The sequence below is a fragment of the Clostridium sp. JS66 genome (assembly GCF_033561535.1).
Classification (GTDB): domain Bacteria; phylum Bacillota; class Clostridia; order Clostridiales; family Clostridiaceae; genus Clostridium_AM; species Clostridium_AM carboxidivorans.
Map to the genome: position 1 here is coordinate 5,451,635 of NZ_CP131467.1, position 20,662 is coordinate 5,472,296.

At 29.9% G+C, this 20,662-nt stretch carries 23 protein-coding genes and 1 pseudogene; 5 read left to right on the forward strand and 19 right to left on the reverse strand.

Going from position 1 to position 20,662, the window contains the following annotated elements; translation table 11 throughout:
- Positions 1 to 154 precede the first annotated feature (154 nt).
- Complete coding sequence (locus Q6H37_RS25220; RefSeq protein ID WP_318737527.1) at positions 155 to 532, reverse strand: helix-turn-helix domain-containing protein; 378 nt, start codon at positions 530 to 532, stop codon at positions 155 to 157.
- Between the two features lie 144 nt (positions 533 to 676).
- Between Q6H37_RS25220 and Q6H37_RS25225 the strand changes: the two genes are divergently transcribed.
- The gene (locus tag Q6H37_RS25225) at positions 677 to 1,330 is read left to right on the forward strand and encodes a flavodoxin family protein (RefSeq protein WP_318737528.1); all 654 of its coding nucleotides are present in this window, start codon (positions 677 to 679) and stop codon (positions 1,328 to 1,330) included.
- 335 nt (positions 1,331 to 1,665) lie between these two features.
- On the opposite strand, the gene Q6H37_RS25230 is transcribed toward Q6H37_RS25225, so the two are convergent.
- From Q6H37_RS25230 to Q6H37_RS25240, 3 genes are all read right to left on the reverse strand, one after another.
- Positions 1,666 to 2,406, reverse strand: a complete 741-nt coding sequence (locus tag Q6H37_RS25230; RefSeq protein ID WP_318737530.1) for a class I SAM-dependent methyltransferase — start codon at positions 2,404 to 2,406, stop codon at positions 1,666 to 1,668.
- Between the two features lie 118 nt (positions 2,407 to 2,524).
- The gene (locus Q6H37_RS25235; protein WP_318737531.1) at positions 2,525 to 3,685 is read right to left on the reverse strand and encodes a DUF4179 domain-containing protein; all 1,161 of its coding nucleotides are present in this window, start codon (positions 3,683 to 3,685) and stop codon (positions 2,525 to 2,527) included.
- 4 nt (positions 3,686 to 3,689) lie between these two features.
- Positions 3,690 to 4,202, reverse strand: a complete 513-nt coding sequence (locus Q6H37_RS25240; RefSeq protein ID WP_318737533.1) for a sigma-70 family RNA polymerase sigma factor — start codon at positions 4,200 to 4,202, stop codon at positions 3,690 to 3,692.
- Between the two features lie 324 nt (positions 4,203 to 4,526).
- On the opposite strand from Q6H37_RS25240, the gene Q6H37_RS25245 reads away from it, so the two are divergent.
- Positions 4,527 to 5,953, forward strand: a protein-coding gene (locus Q6H37_RS25245; RefSeq protein ID WP_412523864.1) for an IS1182 family transposase whose coding sequence is annotated in 2 segments (ribosomal slippage) — positions 4,527 to 5,115 and positions 5,115 to 5,953 — 1,428 coding nt in all. Because the reading frame shifts where the segments join, the coding sequence is not laid out codon by codon here.
- A 192-nt stretch (positions 5,954 to 6,145) separates the two neighbouring features.
- On the opposite strand, the gene Q6H37_RS25250 is transcribed toward Q6H37_RS25245, so the two are convergent.
- Positions 6,146 to 6,700: a flavodoxin family protein gene (locus tag Q6H37_RS25250; RefSeq protein WP_318737537.1), complete on the reverse strand. Its 555-nt coding sequence runs from the start codon at positions 6,698 to 6,700 to the stop codon at positions 6,146 to 6,148.
- Between the two features lie 148 nt (positions 6,701 to 6,848).
- On the opposite strand from Q6H37_RS25250, the gene Q6H37_RS25255 reads away from it, so the two are divergent.
- Together Q6H37_RS25255 and Q6H37_RS25260 are read left to right on the forward strand one after the other, a co-directional pair.
- Positions 6,849 to 7,169: a winged helix-turn-helix transcriptional regulator gene (locus Q6H37_RS25255; protein WP_063602350.1), complete on the forward strand. Its 321-nt coding sequence runs from the start codon at positions 6,849 to 6,851 to the stop codon at positions 7,167 to 7,169.
- A gap of 404 nt (positions 7,170 to 7,573) precedes the next feature.
- Positions 7,574 to 8,813, forward strand: a pseudogene (locus Q6H37_RS25260) (IS110 family transposase).
- Positions 8,814 to 9,350: 537 nt separating this feature from the next.
- On the opposite strand, the gene Q6H37_RS25265 reads toward Q6H37_RS25260, so the two are convergent.
- The 8 genes from Q6H37_RS25265 to Q6H37_RS25300 all read right to left on the reverse strand — a co-directional run bounded on the left by Q6H37_RS25265 (position 9,351) and on the right by Q6H37_RS25300 (position 14,797).
- Entirely contained in the window at positions 9,351 to 10,316 is a 966-nt protein-coding gene (locus Q6H37_RS25265; protein WP_318737543.1) for a helix-turn-helix transcriptional regulator, read from the reverse strand.
- A gap of 95 nt (positions 10,317 to 10,411) precedes the next feature.
- On the reverse strand, positions 10,412 to 10,738 hold the full coding sequence (locus Q6H37_RS25270) for a hypothetical protein (RefSeq protein ID WP_318737544.1): 327 nt from the start codon (positions 10,736 to 10,738) through the stop codon (positions 10,412 to 10,414).
- 43 nt (positions 10,739 to 10,781) lie between these two features.
- Entirely contained in the window at positions 10,782 to 11,540 is a 759-nt protein-coding gene (locus Q6H37_RS25275; protein WP_318737545.1) for a hypothetical protein, read from the reverse strand.
- 51 nt (positions 11,541 to 11,591) lie between these two features.
- On the reverse strand, positions 11,592 to 12,125 hold the full coding sequence (locus tag Q6H37_RS25280) for a GNAT family N-acetyltransferase (RefSeq protein WP_318737547.1): 534 nt from the start codon (positions 12,123 to 12,125) through the stop codon (positions 11,592 to 11,594).
- A gap of 52 nt (positions 12,126 to 12,177) precedes the next feature.
- Positions 12,178 to 12,639, reverse strand: a complete 462-nt coding sequence (locus tag Q6H37_RS25285; RefSeq protein ID WP_318737549.1) for a GNAT family N-acetyltransferase — start codon at positions 12,637 to 12,639, stop codon at positions 12,178 to 12,180.
- Positions 12,640 to 12,882: 243 nt separating this feature from the next.
- The gene (locus tag Q6H37_RS25290) at positions 12,883 to 13,251 is read right to left on the reverse strand and encodes a hypothetical protein (RefSeq protein ID WP_318737551.1); all 369 of its coding nucleotides are present in this window, start codon (positions 13,249 to 13,251) and stop codon (positions 12,883 to 12,885) included.
- A gap of 386 nt (positions 13,252 to 13,637) precedes the next feature.
- On the reverse strand, positions 13,638 to 13,925 hold the full coding sequence (locus Q6H37_RS25295; protein ID WP_318737553.1) for a hypothetical protein: 288 nt from the start codon (positions 13,923 to 13,925) through the stop codon (positions 13,638 to 13,640).
- Between the two features lie 329 nt (positions 13,926 to 14,254).
- Entirely contained in the window at positions 14,255 to 14,797 is a 543-nt protein-coding gene (locus Q6H37_RS25300; protein WP_318737554.1) for a hypothetical protein, read from the reverse strand.
- A gap of 318 nt (positions 14,798 to 15,115) precedes the next feature.
- Between Q6H37_RS25300 and Q6H37_RS25305 the strand changes: the two genes are divergently transcribed.
- Positions 15,116 to 16,360, forward strand: a complete 1,245-nt coding sequence (locus Q6H37_RS25305) for an IS110 family transposase (protein WP_318734740.1) — start codon at positions 15,116 to 15,118, stop codon at positions 16,358 to 16,360.
- A gap of 430 nt (positions 16,361 to 16,790) precedes the next feature.
- Here the strand turns inward: Q6H37_RS25305 and Q6H37_RS25310 are convergent, their stop codons facing one another.
- The 6 genes from Q6H37_RS25310 to Q6H37_RS25335 all read right to left on the reverse strand — a co-directional run bounded on the left by Q6H37_RS25310 (position 16,791) and on the right by Q6H37_RS25335 (position 20,662).
- Entirely contained in the window at positions 16,791 to 17,228 is a 438-nt protein-coding gene (locus Q6H37_RS25310; RefSeq protein WP_318737556.1) for a hypothetical protein, read from the reverse strand.
- Between the two features lie 325 nt (positions 17,229 to 17,553).
- Positions 17,554 to 18,033: a hypothetical protein gene (locus tag Q6H37_RS25315; RefSeq protein ID WP_318737558.1), complete on the reverse strand. Its 480-nt coding sequence runs from the start codon at positions 18,031 to 18,033 to the stop codon at positions 17,554 to 17,556.
- A 117-nt stretch (positions 18,034 to 18,150) separates the two neighbouring features.
- A complete protein-coding gene (locus Q6H37_RS25320; protein WP_318737559.1) occupies positions 18,151 to 18,342 on the reverse strand; it encodes a hypothetical protein in 192 nt (63 codons plus the stop codon).
- A gap of 317 nt (positions 18,343 to 18,659) precedes the next feature.
- Positions 18,660 to 19,265 (reverse strand): hypothetical protein, encoded by a 606-nt coding sequence (locus Q6H37_RS25325; protein ID WP_318737561.1) that lies wholly within the window; start codon positions 19,263 to 19,265, stop codon positions 18,660 to 18,662.
- A gap of 382 nt (positions 19,266 to 19,647) precedes the next feature.
- Positions 19,648 to 20,085: a hypothetical protein gene (locus tag Q6H37_RS25330; protein ID WP_318737562.1), complete on the reverse strand. Its 438-nt coding sequence runs from the start codon at positions 20,083 to 20,085 to the stop codon at positions 19,648 to 19,650.
- Between the two features lie 253 nt (positions 20,086 to 20,338).
- Positions 20,339 to 20,662 (reverse strand): hypothetical protein, encoded by a 324-nt coding sequence (locus Q6H37_RS25335; protein ID WP_318737564.1) that lies wholly within the window; start codon positions 20,660 to 20,662, stop codon positions 20,339 to 20,341.

Sequence of the window (20,662 nt, forward strand, 5' to 3'; positions counted from 1 at the left end):
AGAAAATTTACAATAAGTACATTTTATATTTGTAATGGGACGAAAAAACACTGTAAAATTCAACTTCGAATAATACAGTATTTTTGTAAATTGTTCATTTTTTTAATTGTTTCTTTAAATAAGAAAATTGCGTGTTAAAGTAAATGAGAAGCGTTTAAGAATTTGATTTTGCCTTATCAAGTTTAAGTTGTTCTTCACCCCATTTAGACAATTCATTCAATGTAGGAAGTAGTGCTTTACCTCTTTCTGTTAGAGCATATTCAACTTTAGGAGGAATCGTTTCATATTGTATCCTAACAATAAGATTATGTTCTTCTAATTCTTTTAAAGATTTTGTAAGCATCATATTAGTAATACCTTTAACTTTTCGTTTTAATTCATTATATCTAGTGAACTCATTATCAGATAAGTACCACATAATAGGCAACTTCCACTTTTGTCCAATAACCTCTAATGCATATATAAGGGGACATTTTGTATCATGTATATTATCACCATAGAATTCTCTACTGCAATTCATATCATTACTCATAATCACACCTCTTTTAAATTCAATAGTATACTTTTTATACTAAAGCAGAAAAAACTGCGTACTTATATATTTATAACTTTATGATATATAATTATAGCATAAATTATAAATAAAAAAATATAAAGAAATAGGAGGAGTGTTACTATGAAAATTTATGCTATTAATGGAAGTCCAAGAAAAAATAAAAATACAGCTACATTACTTCAAAAAGCTTTAGATGGAGTAAAAGAAGCTTCAAAAGATAAAGAAGTTGAAACTGAAATAATTAATTTATATGATTTAAACTATACTGGGTGTAAAAGTTGCTTTGCCTGCAAAAGACTTGGAGGTAAAAGTTATGGAAAATGTGCTATAAAAGACGATATTTACGAAGTTTTAGAAAAGGTATCTCAAGCTGATGGGATTATTTTTGGTTCTCCAATATATTTTAGTAATATAACAGGTCAATTACTGACATTTTTAGAAAGACTATTATTTCCTTATTTAGTGTATGATAAGAATTATTCTTGTATTGCACCAAAGAAGATACCAACAGCATTCATTTATACAATGAATGTTCCAGAAAACCTTATGGAACAAGCTGGTTATCCAAAAGCCTTCAATCACATTGAACATACTATTGAGCGTATATTTACAAAACCATTAGTTATGTATTCAAATGATACTTACCAATTTGATGATTACTCAAAATATGAATCTAGTGCCTTTTCTGAAGAAGCAAAAGCAGCACATAAAAAAATACAATTTCCTTTAGATTGTAAAAAAGCATTCGAAATAGGTGCAAATTTAATAAAGTAGTATATTAAATTATGATAAAATTTTCTTCTACTTAATCATAACGAATTTTAGAAAGTTCTAATCAAGTGATTCTTAGATTCAGGTGAACTTTGCCTATGAGGAATACCTCTTACCTAAGCAAGCTCGTTAAATGTCATTTAGACATTTTAACTCATCTGAATCTTAGAAGAACTTATCCAGGAGACTATGTCAATATAAGAGTAATTAGTCATCTTCCACAAGCAACAAGTATTCATTGGCATTAACTTAATGTTCCTAATGTAATGGATAGTGTCCCAGATATTGAACCTTCGCCAAGAATTGAACCTGGACATTATTTGATTATTAGACATTATCTAATGCTTTTTTGCTCTAATAATCAAAAAATCTGGTTTATGAATATCCTTTGCATATTTTGGATATTTTTTTATTGTTTCTATATCAGGAACTGGTTCACACATTTTTTCAATCATAAATCCAGCTTCTACTAAAGAATTAATTATTGATGAGAAGGTACGATGGTACTTAATAACACCATCAACAAACCATTTGGATTTTCTTTCTCCATCAACACTGTAATTAGATATGTTAGCAAATATGACATTACCATTTTCGTCTTTAGTCCACCGATTTCCATTTGTAAAGCAAGTATTGATGGGATTCTCCTGTGAAAATATAAAATATCCCCCTGTGTTCAACAACTTAAAAACATTTTTGCAAAGTGAGGAAAAATCTTTTATATAGTGCATTGCTAGAGAACTAAATACTACATCAAAATGTTCTTGCAAAATTCCAATATTCTCCATACACATTTGTATATAGGTAATATTATCCCCTGTATTTTTAGCTTTGGCTACCGATAGCATTTTTTCCGAAATATCAATTCCAACTACTCTGTCCGTTCCTCTTTTTTTAAATAAGATACAATTTTCGCCATACCCACATCCAAGGTCAAGAACTTTTTTCCCTTTTAGATCTGGACACTGAGAAAACAATGCTGGCTTTTCAACAAGATTATTTGCATTGCCTTCATTGGCTCTAATATTTTTGTATCCCTCAAAGAAAATTTCATTATCAAAAATATTCTGTTTACACATATTTCTACTCCTTTGCAATTTACATTTTATTACAATTGTCATTTAACTTATATGAAAATTATACCGTAATATCTAAATAACAAGAATGTTCCGACTAAAAGTTAAATTATTTACTTAACTATTTTTTCTTAAGTGCTATTTTAAAATCTTTTTCCTTGTTATTTTCTTTGCCTTTAATCACCAAATATAACTTTGAGTTTTTTTCAAAATAAGGACTCTCAAAATCAGATGTTTCTTCACACAAGTTAGAGTTCTCTAACTCACGGCTTCCTCTAGCTCCGCATTTGTATTTGCTCCCTTTATCATCTTCAAGATATACATCATTAACACTCATATTAATTGGCACTAAAAATTTAGCATTTGCAACAGTAGGATATAAATTTACATATTCTATATTTATACTTGAATTTTCATCTACATCAGTGTCTTTTATATAGTTAATTTCCTTAGCATTTTTGAATTTATCATCAACTTTTATATTCAATATCCAATTTCCATTAATAACTTTAGGAGCTTGGTGAAATAGTTTATCAAAAAATTTCATTTTTTTATACATGCTAGGCTGTATTGTATTATCATAAAAATCGTAAAATTTGATAGTAATACTGTCAGGTATTTCTGCTGTTTTAGTCTTATCGGTACTAAAATGAAAAATTCCTTTCTTTACTCTTGAATTTTTAAAACTTCCCCTATCAACATCCATATAATATAAAGAATTGTATACAGCATAATCTCTGGCATTAATATTTTTTCTAGCTAAGTCTTTTTCAATATCATTCCAGTCTCTCGTATCAAACAATATTCTTCCTTTGTTATCTAACATTTGAAATGAATCATAGCTTATATCATCCCAATTATTATATTTATTATCAGCTTTTACAGTATATCCAATAAGAATCTCATTTCCACTTATAGCAAATTGATCTATAGTTGCTGTAATTCCCTTGTCCTCAGCTGATTTAGAAAAGCTATTCTTATTTTTAGTTTCTTGAACATATCCATTTTTAACAGCATTGTCAATTCCTTTATCTCCAAAATGGCTAATTAAGTTTTTTACTCCTTGTGATGTATCACTTACATACTCAGCAAAAACAGGTGAAGTTTTATTTAGAAATACAAATAAAGCAAACATAGCTGCTAAAACCCCTATAGATTTTAAAAAATTATTTTTATGTCTATTTTTAGCTCTCTTAATAGCTTTATCTATAACTAAATCAACTTCTTCTGGAACTTCTATTAATTCTAGTTTTTCCCTAAAAGATTTCTTGTTATAATCCATATTCCTATACCTCCAATTCAATTCTAAGTTGTTTTAAAGCTTTATGAATATAAGTCTTTACAGTCCCGATAGGATAGTCCATAATACTAGCTATCTGAGGAACAGTTAAATCATTAAAGTACCTAAGTATTATTATCATCTTAAACTTGTCCTCCAATGTATCAATAGCTTTATATAAATCTAATAATTCTTCTCTGTTATCAACTGATTTGTGTTTTTCAGTAATATCAATATTTTTGCTAAAGAATATCAACCTTTTTCTTTTATTTATGTAGTTGATACAGCTATTTATGAGTATTCTCATTAGCCAAGTATTGAAATACTTTTCCCGTTTTAATTTTTTAATTGATTTATAAGCCTTATAAACGACATCATCTAGTATTTCTAATGAATCATGTTTGTTCTTTGTATAATAAAACGCTGTTTTATATAAAACCTCTTTATTGATTTTTATAAGTTCACAAAAAGCATTTTCATCTCCACCTTTTGCTTTAATAGTCAACTCCTCTATATCCATATAGTAATCCTCCAAGATATAATATTATTACCAGTAATAACTTGTCATCTATTAGACATTTTAAACTATACTTTCGTTTTATCTATTTTCAAATTTTATATTTTAATTTTCCATAGTAACTTAAATTTTACACAAATATAATTTTATGAAATAAAAAAAAGCTGTTATATCAGCTTCAGGCTGTTGATAAACATATTTTGTCAGCAGCTCTTTTAATTTTTTGCCCGATAGGGATTTTTTTGATTCAAAAAGGATTTTCTGTATAAATGTCGAATATATAATATAGATAAAATTAACCCGATAGGGTTTTTACGGAGGTAATATATGCTTACAAATAATTCAGAAAAACAAAATGAATTAGAATTAGTTTATATAGAAAATTTAGTTCCCAAAAACCATATCCTTAGAAAAATAGATAAATATATTGATTTTTCTTTTATAAGAGAACTAATAAAAGATTTATATTGTCACAATAATGGTAGGCCATCAGTAGATCCAGTAGTCTTATTTAAAATGCTTTTTATTGGATATCTATTTGGTATACGTTCAGAACGTCAGCTTGTTAAAGATATTGAAGTTAATGTAGCTTATAGATGGTTTTTGGGATATAATCTTACAGATAAAATTCCAAGTCATTCAACTATAAGTCAAAATAGAATAGCAAGATTTAAAGATACCAATATATATCAAAAGATATTTGATAATATTGTACTTCAAGCTATAAATAAAAAATTAGTAGATGGTAAAATTTTATACACAGATTCAACTCACTTAAAAGCTAACGCTAATAAAAATAAGTTTACTAAAGAAATAATTACTCAGTCAACTAAAGGATATCTTGAACAACTGGAAAAAGATATTGATAAAGATAGAATAGAACATGGAAAAAAACCTTTAAAAAAAAAGAAAAAATAGCTGAAACTAAAGAAATAAAAGTAAGCACTACAGATCCTGAAAGTGGATACATGGTTAGAGAAGGTAAACCGAAAGGTTTCTTCTATTTGGATCATAGAACAGTAGATGGCAAATACAATATAATAACTGATGTCTACGTAACTCCAGGAAATATTAATGATGTAGATCCTTATATTGATAGATTAAAAACACAAATAGAAAAGTTTAATTTTCACACAAAATATGTAGTTGCTGATGCTGGTTATTCAACTAATCCAATTTGTAAAAAACTTTCTGAGAAAAGTTATAAGGCCGTTTTAGGCTTTAGACTAGGACCGCACGTTAAAGGCAAATTTACAAAATATAGATTTCAGTATGTTAAAGATTTAGATGGTTATGTTTGTGAAAATAAGTACCTATTAAAATATAAAACAACCAATAGACAAGGCTATAAAGAATATGTTAGTAATTCAGATAATTGTACAAACTGTAAATATAGAGATAAATGTTTAACTTCAGATAAAGCAAGCTTTAGAACTATTAGACGCCATGTTTGGGAGGACTATAAAGAAGAAGTTTTTAAGTTTACCAAGACAGAAAAAGGAAAAAGTATATATAATAGACGAAAAGAAAAAATTGAGCGTAGCTTTGCAGATTCAAAAAATCTTCATGGTCTACGCTATGCTCGTTTGCGTGGAATCAAAAAAGTTTCTGAACAATGCCTACTTACGGCAGCAGTTCAGAATATGAAAAAGATAGCCAGAGTGCTATCGCACATTTTTTTGATTTTACGAAACAACTATTTACAAATATTTGAAGATGTTGATATTTTCTATAAATACTACCGCATAAATTAGAATCGATAATTTTACCCAGCACTTTTAAAAGTGCTGGGTTCTTGAACAATCTGAAAGCTGTTATATCAGCTTTTTTTATTCGTAAAATATTACTTGTATCTTTTCTTAAATTAATAACAATTGTTTTTAACATCCAAATATGCTTCTTCAAAACTTTGATAAACTTTATTTGATAAGTGATGTATTAGGAATTTATCCAACCAAATTTTTCCCATCTTTAAATGCTCTTAAAGATAACTCATCAAACACTGCTAAATCAGGATTATGGCTAGTTCCGCAGTAATGAATACTATCCTCTAATTTCCAACCTAATTCTTCTAACATATCATTAGCAAATTTAACGCCTTCTGCTCCTATTTTAGGATCTGAGTTTCCTTGAGTGAATATGGTTATTAGCTTTTTACCTGGATGTCTCGGTACAAAATTATCTCCAAGCATTGGGAATGTACGATCAAACCAAACTTTTGCTTGACCTGTAATTTTATAATAATAAATTGGCGAACCAAATACAATAGCATCTGCTTCCTTAATAGCCTCATACATTGGTTGAAGATAATCATTAACAGCACAGCCATCATGAGTACGGCAATAAAAGCATCCTTGACATCCACGAATTCCAGGATCATTTAAATCAAATTCAATAACCTCAGCACCTTTAGATTTAGCTCCTTTTGCTACTTGTTCTAATAATTTTGTAGTATATCCATTCTTTCTTGGACTACCTTTGAAAATAACTACCTTTGACATTTCAAATCTCTCCTTCTAAATGAAAAATTTTCTTAAATCAACTCAATTATCTATTGACTAACTTTATTATATTAAGTATCATATAAATCAACAAGTACGCAAAAAATATTTAGTTACTAATATTTATATAAGTAATGGAGGTCGCTTTATGGAAGATTGTTATGTTAAGTACGCTATGGATGTTATAGGTGGCAAATGGAAACTCTTAATCATTTGGACTATGTCTCAAAACGGAGTTATTAGATTTAATGAACTACAGAGGAAAGTTGATGGCATATCCAGTCTGATGCTCTCAAAAAACTTAAAAGAACTTGAAGAAGATTGTCTTATTATTCGTCGTCAATACAATGAAATTCCACCAAGAGTAGAATATGAATTATCAGAACTTAGTAAAAAACTCATAGCTGTTTTACACTCTCTCGGTGAATGGGGGTATGAAGTTCATAAATATAAAAAAACATCTGTCTAACACAAGCTTGCCGTTAGTATATGTATTGGCAGGCTTTTATAATTTCCCGTAACATATATTTTTATCATAAACTAACTATATTAACATAAAGAATAGATATATATTTACTGTTTAACTCCGCATTATTCAATTTTCAACGAGTCATGACTTACTTCACAGCCGCCAATGAAAATAGAAACACCCTACAATTCAAATGTTTGCAATGTACACATGTGGACATAATTTCATATTGGCAGGACTAAGTCTGAATGTTCTTTGGAGGATTTGCACCCTGTTTTTCAACGTAGACGCATTGCCCATGAGCACAGCAGATTGTCGCACCACTAAACAGTGGATAGCACGTGTAGCAAAGTTCCTATTATCTCGGGCAATTCTCCTGCCAATTTTTTATAGGAGATGTTAACTTGAATGATCTATTAGAACGCTGTTGTGGACTGGATGTCCATAAAGATATTATCGTAGCCTGTATCCTAAATGGTCCTATTGGTAAACCAGCAGTTAGTGAGATTCGTGAATTTAGTACATTAATTCCTGGAATGCAGGAACTCAAATCATGGATAGTCTCCGAAAACTGTCACTTTGTAGCAATGGAAAGTACAGGTATCTATTGGAAGCCAATTTATGAAACACTTGAAGATTCATTTGATGGCGACATTTCATTACTAGTTGTCAATGCAAGACACATGAAGAATGTACCTGGCAAGAAAACCGACCTGAAAGATGCCGAATGGATTGCCACCTTGCTTCGTGCTGGATTACTTAACGGTAGTTTTATTCCAGATAAAGAAATTCGAGATTTTCGTGATCTCACTCGTTATCGTAAAAGTGTGATTCGTGATATTACTTCTCAAAAGAATAGAATTGAGAAGTTTTTACAAAGTTCAGGTTTTCGACTTTCAACATTTATCTCTGATATATTTGGTGCATCTGGACGAAACATTATAAACTACCTCATTAATCATGGGCAAATTAGTAAACCACAACTTAATGAATGTCTAAAGACAAAAACACGCAAAAGAATAGATGAAATTCTTATTGCAGTAAATGGGAACCTATCTATACACCAAAGAAGCTTCTTAAAAATGCTAGTATCCCACTTAGATGTTTTAAATTCTCATCTGAAAGAAGTTGAAACATCAATCACTGCAGAGATAAATCAATTTTCCTCTGCAATAGCAACTTTATCTAGCATTCCAGGTATTGCTGAAACCGCAGCAGCTTCTGTTATTGCTGAAATTGGAATAGACATGAGTCGCTTTAAAACAGCTGAACATATTTGTTCTTGGGCAGGGCTTAGTCCTGGTAATAATGAAAGTGCAGGTAAAAAAAAAGACTTCAGTAACAAAAGGTAATCCTTATATAAAAAGTATGCTCTGCGAAGTTGCATGGGTTATTGCTGGTAAAAGAAATACTTATCTTTCATCTTGGTATTGGCGGTTAAAACAAAACAAAGGTGCTAAAAAATCCACTATTGCTTTAGCCAGAAAGCTGCTTGTAATTATCTATACGATGTTAAAGTCAGGTACACTTTACGATGATTCTAATTTTGATCAGCGCCGCAAAAACTGTGAACAAAAACGTATTTCTCGCTATATTTTTGAACTTGAAAAATTAGGCTTCCAAATTGAAGTTCCAACTGAATAGTTATCAACCACATCCTCTATTCATCTCTTTTTTTGACAGGCTTTTCCTGCCTTAGCTTTGCTATGCTCATTTTTAAACCGTATACTATTAAATTGTCAAGGTACAGATGCTAGTACTTACTTTATTTTCGTAGCAAAGAACATCGTTCATAATTTTGCTAATAATAGTTAAGTCGCCTAAGTTTCAAATTACTTATAAATTATTTAAGTATTTTCTTAATCTTCTAAGTGTTTCTTTTCTCAGCTTAATAGCCTTTGTGTAATTTATACCACATCCAGCTGCTGCTTTTTTTAAAGTAGTGCCTTTAATATACAAACAAGTATTACTTTTAACCAATTATTTTTTTGCATTAGATAAGATTATCGGCTGCAACCCTAGAGGAATACTCCATGGCTGCAGCCGATAAGTTTGTTCAAAGCTTCTTTTATTATTACCACTTAATTTATTATTTATAACACTTAACTCTAAAATTGGAATTTGTCATTTACTGTTTGGTTTTATCGTTAGAAACAATATCAAATAGGCAGTGGATTTTATTTACTTCCGCACTGGTCTTATATACTTAAAAAATCGTTCCGGATTAAAATAAAAATAAATTATTCTACCGGGGGTAGTATCAAAGCAGTAACCAGTGCCTTCAAAATCAAAAGTTGCCATTGCCTTTTCAATCTTTTCCTCTACACTGCGATTTTCCTGCTCATAATCGAAGGGACCATGTTCAAAAACAATATACTCGGCTTCGGGAACATCAATCATAAGCATTTGTGGTGGTACTTCCCCTTTATAATCCAAAGGAAGACGTGCACCATAACACTCTGTACGTGGAATGCCCCAATCGCAGAGTCTGCCTTCCGGGTCATTAATGTACGCCATAACCTGACCGCTGCCACTGTTACATTCGCTGCCACCATCATCATCCAATTTACCCTTGATACTATCTAATAAGCCGCAAATTGTTTCGTAGTCTTGTCCGGGAATAAGATTTTGCTTTTGCCAAAAATCCCAATACCCATTACTCTCATAATTTTTAATGTGCAAAAATTTGTGTGCAGGAATGGTTACAAAATAAATTTTAATATCATCTGTAGATTTTATCATACCAATCTCTCCAAATCCTAAAAAGTAGCGGTCAAAAGGATTTATTTTTGTACGAAGAACCACAGGCTTAGGCTTTTTTCGATATTCACTTGGAGTTATACCATATGTTCTCTTGAAAGCTCTGGTAAAAGCTTCATGTGATGAAAAACCATAATCAAAGGCAATATCCAAAAGGCTTTTTTCACTATCCCGAACCTCTTTTAGTGCAAAGGCTAATTTTCTATGCTGCAGATAATCCCTAAATTGCATACCTGATATTTCTTTGAATTTTCTAGTTGTATAAAATTCGGAATAACCCAGCCTGCGAGAAAGAAAGCTTAGTGTCAAAGCTTCATCATTATAATTTTTAATACATTTGTCAATTTCATCAACGATTATTTGAATTTGCTTCTGCCACTCATACATTGGTCCATTCACCTCATTTCAACCGTCCTACATTTATTATAAAAAAATGGAGAGATTACTGCTTGATTTTACTTGCTGTTATTTCATTTTTATATTTAAAATTTTTCAATCAATTTCTTCTCACTTCTCAATGCTTTAGCAATATCAGTGCCTCCATTACGTTCACATAGTTCTATTTCTTCATCAATAACCTTTAGCATCTTTTCCTTAGTGATTATATTATACTCATGTTCCAATTCAGCATCACCCCAAAGTTCCGGATAAGTATAATCAAAATAATACTCATTTGTTGATGTTACACCATATATAACTACCTCAATTGGACCAAAACAATAATAATTTATTATTGCTCTTTTACCATCATCGTCAGGCGTCTTAGCTGGCATGCAATGATAAAAATTTCCTATAAATATTCCCTTCATTGTACACCTCCAAACCATAATTCATTAATCCAAATATAAATTGCTATTTAAAATACTCAGCTAATCTTTCACATTCTATTGATGAAAATAAAAACTTATTTTTGTATTCAGCTCTTAAGCTTGTAATTTCATTAACACCTTTTTCTTCAGAATCTATTGCTTCTTTCATATCTTTTATTATATATGAGATAATCTTTACAAAAGTAGAACTTTCGCAAATTTGACCTATTCTAAGTTCTAATTCATCATATTTATATCCGTCTGTTGGATTTGTATAAACATTTTCAAAATAACTTCCAACAATTTCGTTAAGCTCTCCTAAAAGGCAGTCCTCACTTATTGAATACCAATCTATACTTTTTTCATGTATTTGAAAAAATAATGCACCAAAAGCATTAAGCAATAATATTGAATTAGTAGTATAATGCCATTCATCTGAATATCTTTCCCAGAAATTTAGATTTTCCTCTGCTTCTATTTCCTCTCCTGTATTGAGAAATAAAGTAACAGCATCAATTCCATTAGAAAACGCCTCAAAATTACTGATATCACATTTGTTCTCCAAGTAATCCCACAACATGTTTAGTGCATCCTTCATCAGAATAGACATTTCTTTTCCAACTTTTATCATTGCTTCACTATATGAATTAAACACTCTATTAATAAAAAGAAGTTGTGCTAATATTTGTGTCTTATCGGAATATTTATTAAAACTTTCTTGAGCATTCTCTGAAAAATCATAATACATCTGTTTTTTTTCGTTTTTCCCCAGTGTAGCATAATTTATTGTAAATAGGTTCATTATTTAACTCCTCTCCTATATATAGTGTAATACTTAACTCTAAATTGGAGTTTATACAAAAGTTCTGTTCATATTTTTTTCAAATCTAAAGAAATAATCACCTTCATCAGCTGGCATTCCGCCTACAGTCTCTGGCATATTTGGGTCTCGGTAGAGTGGGTTGTAAAACTCAACAATGTGAAAACCACATTTATTGACATAAAAATGAATGTTCCTTTTTTCAAAATATGGTGTACATGTTTCCCATACCTTTGTTTCAGGGTGCAAATTTTCTATTGCCTTCCAAAGTGCCTGTCCAACGCCAGTTCCTTGGCAACCAACTTTAATAAAAAGAAAATCCAAATGATTATGATGTTTTTCCTTATCAACATTTATGACTGTTCCACCGGAAACCTCACCGTTAATAATTGCCTGATACGCTTCAGCACCATTGGCATTGAGTGAATCATCTATGTCTTTTTCTGGCAAAATTAATTCATCGGATGGTCCGCATTCCGTTTCATATCCATATTGAAATGCCTCCTGCATGTCTCGTTTAAACACTGCAATGTTTTCTGATTTAAGTGGAACCAATGTAAGTTTCATATTCATCACCTCATAAATTTACTATTTACATTACTTAACTTTAAATTGGAATTTATCTGCCTAAAGCATTTTCCTGTACATTATCACCAATTAACTGCTTTGAAAATTTGAAATGAAAGTTATGCATACCTTCTCTAATATAAAAACGATGTGTATCCTTGCGCAGTTGATTACAGTCCACCTCGATTTGTGAACAGCCGTTATCTTTTGCAATCTGACAACTTTGAGAAAGCATTTCTTTCCCGATTCCCATGTTTCTATATGTAGTGTCAACTGCAAATTCAAGAATTTCGGCTATCCTCTCTGCGTGATGTAGTTGATCTTCAAATCGCATGTTCAAAGCACCAATTACCATACCATCATGCTCGCAGACAAGGCAATAATAATTTAAGTCATTAATTTGATTATGATAGATTTTTTCAAATTTATCATATGGAAGTTTCTTATTTTCCATGTCACATATTAGATCATAAACGGCTCTACAATCCTCTAAAGTACTTTTTCTATACACCATAAAATCACCTCTATAAATATTACTACTTACGTTTTACTAAATTATAACATAGTTTACAAATATCAAACTTTACTTTATTGCAATAAAAAATAAAGTGTATCGTTCGTATTTTCAATATTAATAGTTATGTTGTATATTTGTAATACAATGAAAAACACCATACAATTCAAGTTTGAATAATATGGTGTCAAATTAATTTTTCTGTTTTCAATTGCTCTGTTAAATAAAAAATTATGACATAATTTAAAAGGAAAGGCTTCTATTATAAAAGCATCTTTTTTTCATTAAAATATATGACAATGCAATAATTGAAAATATAACACTTACACAAAATTGCTGCTTTTGGTATTGTTGATATGCCAAAATATTTACTGTTAAAAAGTATACATTATAAGCTATCATAAGCCAATAACTCCATTTTTTTAAACTTAAGTATCCATATGCAATTATAAAAATAGTAATTGATACTAATATTTTTACTACGTTTTCTGGAACACTTTGTAGTCCAAATAGCTCCATAACAGTATTAAATGGCATTAACATTCTTACAATTGCATTGAAAATACAGCAATATCCTATTATTGTCATTCCTAAAGGTCTACTTTTATCCATACATATCCCTCTCTTCATATATGATGTTAAAAAATAAAACAATTTGATTTTATTGGATATTAAAAACTTATTTTATAATTATATACAAAATATCACTTTTTTTCAACACCATATTATTCAATCCCCAAAGAATATCCATATATTCAAATTTAAAGATTATTAATAAATTATTTAAGCATTTCCTCACTTTCTAAGCGCTTCTTTTCTCAGCTTAATAACAAACTCAAGCTTTCAGGTTTTTCAAGATACCTGACCCCACTTTTAAAAGTTGGAAACAAAATATATAATTTTTGTAAAACGTTCTACAAGTTACATCCTCCACATTATGTAAAAATATTAGTTTTAATTTAAAAAATTAAGAGAGCACTTATTTTGAGCTCTCAATCTTATAATTGAATCCAAGGAAAGGATGTTAACAGATTTATTACTCCTTTTATTGAATCAAGAATAACTTTCTTTATATTAATTTCATCTTTACCAATAGCTATACTTTTTAGCTTATTCTTTGTTTCAATAAGTGTATTCTTTTTTGTTACATCATTATTAAGTCTATCCTCTAAATTATCAATTATCTGTATCAATTCTTCCTTTCTTTCTTCTGTTAATGTTTTACCACTCTCAACTTCAGAATATATCTTTTTCAACAATTCTTTGTCTTCATTTAAATTATTCATATTATAATCCTCCAAAAATCTAATAATTTACTACGAAATATATGACGTTACTTTTTTCGCCTGTTCAGCATTTTGTATGCTTTCAAAAAATATTATTTCGCCTAGAAGGCTGATATTTTCCAAATTAGCTATTATATTCATGTTTATTATGAGCTTAAGAGTACTTAATGTTTCATTAAATATTTGCAATACGACGAAAAAACACTGCAAAATTCAAATTTGAATAATGCAGTGTTTTTATAAATCATTCGTTTTTTCAGTTATTCTATTAAATAATAAAATTGCGAATTATACATACTTTAGATTATGCTTATTTTAAATATATTTAACTATTCGAATGTATTCTTAATTGGTTTACTGAAAGTCCACTCAATAATTTTTATTCCAAAGTATTTTTGTAGTTGTTCTTTATTAAGAGGTGTTGCATCGCACCCTTCTTCTTTTGGTGATTTATCATAAGATTCAACATAACAAAAATGCGGGCTTGAATGTATAAGGCTAGCTGATCTTGGGTCTCCCATATAATACTCACCATCGCCATAGTCAAAATATACTTCACTACTCTTATCCATTCTCTCTGGTTTGAGAACAGAGTATACATCTTTATTTAATATAATGGTAAATCTCTTACTTCCGCTTTTTAAAGAACTTTTCCAAGTTCGACACTTGCCAAATCCTCCTGAAACATCAAAATTATCAAAAGTACAGATAACAGTATCATTTATTTCATATATTTTTCCATTCAATTCATATTTTAATTTAAACGGAAATTCACCATATGTTGTTTTTGGTGGCAAATCATCCTTACCACATCCAGAAAAAAAAGTGAATATAAAAGAGATAAGAGTAATAACAAATGCTGCTTTTTTCATAATTATATCCATTCCTTTCACTTCGCTCAAGGCACAAAACGTAATGAAAAGTGTTGGCTTTGAGTGAGTTTATATTTTATTATTAAGTCATAGGGATTTTCAGTATACTACAAATCACGGGACGGTGAGTGGGCTGTCTGACTTGTCAGATGACCGAATAATTATATGTGTAGATTGTCTTTTCAAGCACAAATAAGTGTGCCTTGAGCACGTAACCTTATCTTTGTTTAAACAATCTCGTTTAAATGCTAGGCTGTCAGTCAATGCTGTTTCTCCCTATAATTTTTTTAGAACTTCTTAGTTCAGAAAGGAGTCCCTATGGCTTTAAAAATCGTGTACAAAATCTGTTGTGGCATTGATGTCCACAATACTTTTGTAGTTGCTTGTATTGCAACCACTAATTCTAAAGGTGTTACCACCTACAAGAGCCATCGCTTTTCTACCTACACGAATGGTTTGAAAGAGCTGTTACAATGGCTGCTTGATTCAAATTGTAAGGATGTTTGTATGGAATCCACAGGTAAATATTGGATTCCTGTGTACAACATCTTAGAGAAAGGTTGTTCCATTGTATTGGCACATCCTAAATATGTTAAGGCTATTCGTGGTAAAAAAACTGACAAGAAAGATGCGAAATGGATTGCTGACCTGTTTAAGCATGATCTTGTTGTCGGTAGCTTTATGCCTCCTACTGACATTCGTCAGCTTCGTGACCTTATGCGCTATCGTTACAAACTAACCTGCTTTATGTCTAGTGAGAAGAATCGTCTTCAAAATTGTCTCACGGTTTCTAATATCCAATTGGGAAACGTTGTTTCGGACACTTTTGGTAAAAGTTCAAAAAGAATTTTAGACAAGATTCTTGAAAATCCTTTGGATACTTCCTTTGATATTAAACCTTTAATTCATGGCTCTATGAGGAACAAAATTCCTGAGATAGAGCTCGCCGTTGATGGATTTATTTCTACTGAACAGGCTGGTAAATTAAAGATTATAAAGAAACATTTTGAGGATTTGGAATCCCGGAAAGCAGAGCTAGAAGAACTGATTCTTGCGCTCGCCAGTCCCTATCAACAAGAACTCGACCTAATTCTAACTGCTCCATCATTTAAAAATCCGTTCTCTGCAATCACTGTCATTTCAGAGATTGGTGTCAAAATGGAGGCTTTTCCTTCGGCGAAACACTTATGCTCATGGTCAGGTCTAACACCTACCAACAATGAAAGTGCAGGGAAGAAAAAATCTGTCCGGGTTTCCAAAGCTGGATGCTACATTAAGCCACTTTTAGTACAATGTGCTACTTCTGTGGTTAAAAGTGAAAAGCATCCAGAAATCCGCAATCGCTACCTCCGCTTAAGGAAACGCCGCGGTCACAAGAAGGCAATCATTGCAATAGCAAGAATGCTTCTAACAGCATTATACAATATGTTAAAAAATAAAGAAACTTATAATGCTGAACTTTATAAAAAAGCAGATGCTATTCCTGTTGAACGCGAAATCACAGTGGAGCAAGCTATTTTAATGGCACAGTTCCAAGGTTATAAAATCAAGTCAGCTACCTAAACTTATTGTTCTCATCTATATTTAATTTTTTTAAGTCATCAAATGATGGCTTGTTTGCTATGCAATTTTACACTAGTGACAGTTCATACTTTTATTTTCAACCTTATACCTCACATTATATAAATTGTCCTAAGTTTCCAATAAATTAAAACTGTGATTTATTCGATATAAAAATTGTACCACATTTTTTATATACTTTCACAGTTATATAAAAAGTATAGGTATCTTTAACATTGCATTATTCCATTTTCAAAGATCATCGTTCGTATTTCAATTTTCAGCATTTGCGTCACATTTGTTTCTTTAGTTGTTTTTCTAATTTCATCAAAAGTTACTTGATTAACTTTTTGTTCTGTTATTTTTTAGTAAGCGTAGTTAAAGGACGTTACAAAGCCTTAGTTAAGCTTGCTTGCTACTGGTTATTTTTGAATTAATCTTTTATAATACCTTTTCTAAAGAAATTAACATATTTCCTGTCTTCATTTTGAAAACATCTTCCATCTGACATTTCGTTAGCCGCAGAAAAATACTTTAGTGCTCTTTCATAATCTTTCATTCCAAATAATACTTTGGCAGCCAAGAAATATCTTTCTCCACTGTCAATTCTAAAAGTAGCACATTCAAAAAGTTCGTTTGACCACTTCTTTGCTTCTTCAAAATTATTTAACATTATATAAGCTTCACAAATGGCCTCTGCTAGATGGAAACTTTCATCGTAATTTTCTTTTGGTAAAGGTAACAGGTACCATGCTTGCTTTAGAGTTGCTAATATTTTATCATAGTTCTTTTGCTCATAATACTGATTAGTCGAACGCATTAAATCATGTATAGCCTTACTTAATCCTTCATTTAATACTAATTCCTCCATTGCAATCACTCCATTCATCTGTTAAACTAGTTGTTTGATTCTTTAGTGACTTTCGTGCCTTTTCAATATCTTCTCCAATAGGAAATGTTGTAAAGATTAGGCTGTTCACTAAATTTTGTATTTCTACAAATTTAGAATCCATTTTTTTAAATGGTTATTTACACATTTATCAACATTTTTATTTATTAGAGCTTTACCTGAGTATTGAAGTGAACTCAAATACAAAAATATTGACTTTCCCTTTCACAAAATCAAATTTTCCTTAATTAGCTGATATTAACAGCATAATACACTGCATTATTTGTTAATTTAAAAGTTCCTTTTTTTACTTTTCTTCAATTGCTATTGCACCACATACTTTAAATAACCACTCTAAAGCACCCCATGCAAAAGGCCAGCCCTCACATTCAACTAATAAGTGTATTGTATTATTATCAATTACTTTAGCATCATACCAATACCATTGTCTTTCATTTGGTTCAAACCAATAAATCCAAGCACTTAGCCTCCAAGCTTTTTCCATTCTTTCTTCAATAGGTAATTTTATTCTTTCCTCTGCTTCTTCTTGAGTTATCTCTTTCCCAAATTTTTCAATAAACCATTTAGGCAATAACTTTTTCCAGTCTTCTAATGTTAGTTCTATATTTTCATTATTCTCTAAAACTATCTTTAAAACTTCTTTACATTTTGCCAACACATTAGAAGAATCTTGATTACACTTTATTGTAAACATAGATAAACTTTCACAATTCACTTTTTCATCTGAACTTAAACCATCTATTAGTCTTAAAGTTTCATTCTTCATTATTTTATTGGCCCCCCAAATTCTTTTCCAGAATTTTTTATTTACACAAAAACACTATATAATTCGACTTTGAATAATACAGTGTTTTTTGCAAATTGTTCATAGATAAAAGAAAAACTAAAATTTATCATTTTTATCTTCTTTATCCTTTAATTTATTTAAAATAGTATCTATTTTCTTATCAATCTCTTTGTTTCTGGTGGCTAAGTTTTTAAAACCTTTTACTGCTTTATATATAAATAATATGATTGCTATTAATATGACAAAATTAATAATAGTAATAATAATCCTACCATAATCTATCTCCAAAACACTCACCCTTTCCAATATATTAGCTGTATAATAATATTTTGCAACTAAGGTTTAATTATTATGGAAATTATACCACAACATCTATATATTTTCATTATTTTACAGAAAGTTTCAAAGATCATCATTCGTATTTGAATTTTCAGCATTTGCGTCACATTTGTTTCAGAAAAAGTATATATCGTAAATTTAAAATAGATACAAATAGCTTTGTAATGCGACGCCAAAACACTGCAGAATTCAAATTGAATAATGCAGTGTTTTTTAAAATTGTTCGTCTTTTTGATTGTTTCGTTAAATAAGAATATTGTGCAATATCAATTTAATATAATATCTAACCCATTAGTTCTTAGGTATCTAATCTGCTTATCAAAAATTTTGCTTTTTAAAACATTTTGGTTTGCGGATTTAATTTCACTAATGAATGAAAATAACTTTTCAGTAACCTTTGCCTTAAATATATCTTTTTCTACCTCTACATTCCCCCATTTCTCCTGCAAGGGAGTATCAAATAGCTCTGAATTGGTTGTTACAATGCCCTTTAATCCATTATTCATTTCTGTATTCCAATCTATCTCGATTTCGCTTACCAGCATTTTCTTTTCTTCAACTGATATTTTCAGCCATGTTGTATCGTTTTCAATATACTTAAGATAAAAGAACGGGTATTCCTCTAAATGGCTAACAATATATATAAGACCATCAAAGTATTCATTTATTAATTCTGAAAATCCTTGCCTAACCTCTAACGGAAATTCATTTTCTCCATCTAAATAGGGAATAAATTCATTACCATCAAATATAAGAGTGAACATACCATATATGTTTGTAAATTCACTTTCAAATTCTTCAAGACTCATGCTTCTTAACTCTTCTTTATGATCTTCAAAAATAGAGTATTTTATCTCAAATAGTTTGCTCAAGACAACGATACCTCCCAGTACTTATTGGCTAATTGTCACTTATTTACAACTGTGATTTAATACATATAAAAATTATACCACATTTTCCATATATTTTAGTTACTATACAAAAAACATAGGTATTTTTAACACTGCATTATTCCATGTTCAAAGACCATCGTTCTTATTTTTAGTTTAGAAAGTTACGTCGCATTGTTTTCAGAAAGAGTATATATCGTAAATTTAAAATAGATACAAATAGTCTTAGGAATACGACGCAAAAACACACCAAAATTCAATTCTGAATAATGCGGTGTATATATAGATCATTCGTTTTTTCAGTTGTTGCATTAAATAAGAAAATTACGTACTAATTAAAGTAATATTTAGCTCCTGTTTATGATTAAATTTCCCCTTGTTTAACTTCACATTTAAATGAAACATAATTCTCAATAAGCATTTTAAAATAATTCATATTTTCAACTTTACTGAAGAATTCATCTACTGAATCACAGTCATATGACCATAGGTTAGTTTCTAGCTCTTTTAATTCCGTAACTGTTTTAAAATATAATGTAAGCCTTAATTGTTCCATATGGTCATATTCTCCATCTGTTTCAAAAACAAACTGTCTTACAAACTCAAGGTAAAATAAATTCTCGCCTGTAAAATCATATCCCCCACATTGGAATAGTAAAGCATCATCACCACAGTCTACCTTGGTATTAAAAAATTCCTTGAAGGTTTTCCATGCTAATTTAGGATTAGGACTATCAAAGTTAAAACCAGCTTCATTTAACATTCTAATTAATACCTCTTTGGCTTCATTTGCATTTATCATCTTTATCCTCCATTTATATCTTATTTAGTTCATAACATCTTACAAATATGGCTTTATGTATTAATATAATTATATAAATTCTTTTAGTATAAATAGTTCTACATTCTTTTAATTCAGAAGTGTAGAACTTATCAATTTTACAATAATATCCAATGTACCCATCAGCTCAAACACACATTACAGTCATTTTGTTCAGCCAGATAAATTGGAATCTATCACTTGGATTAAATAAACTAAATTTATTTTTAAAAAGTTATTCAAAATTTTGTTGAATAAAATTAATATAATCCTTTTTTACAACTTCATAAGAATTCTCCTTAAACCATTCATAAGATTCCTTTAATCCCTCAAATAAATCCTTTTGTTCTGCTAACAATTCAGTTTGTCGTGATATATCTAAACTATATTCATAATCATAAAAACTAAAATAGTCTCTTTGATTATTATGATTAGTTACATATATTTTTTCTAAAGGTGTTCCTACAACCTTATAGCATAATTCAACAAATGTATTTATATCTATTACTTTTGAATTACTATTTACATTACTCAACCCTAAATTGAAATTTATCTTCAT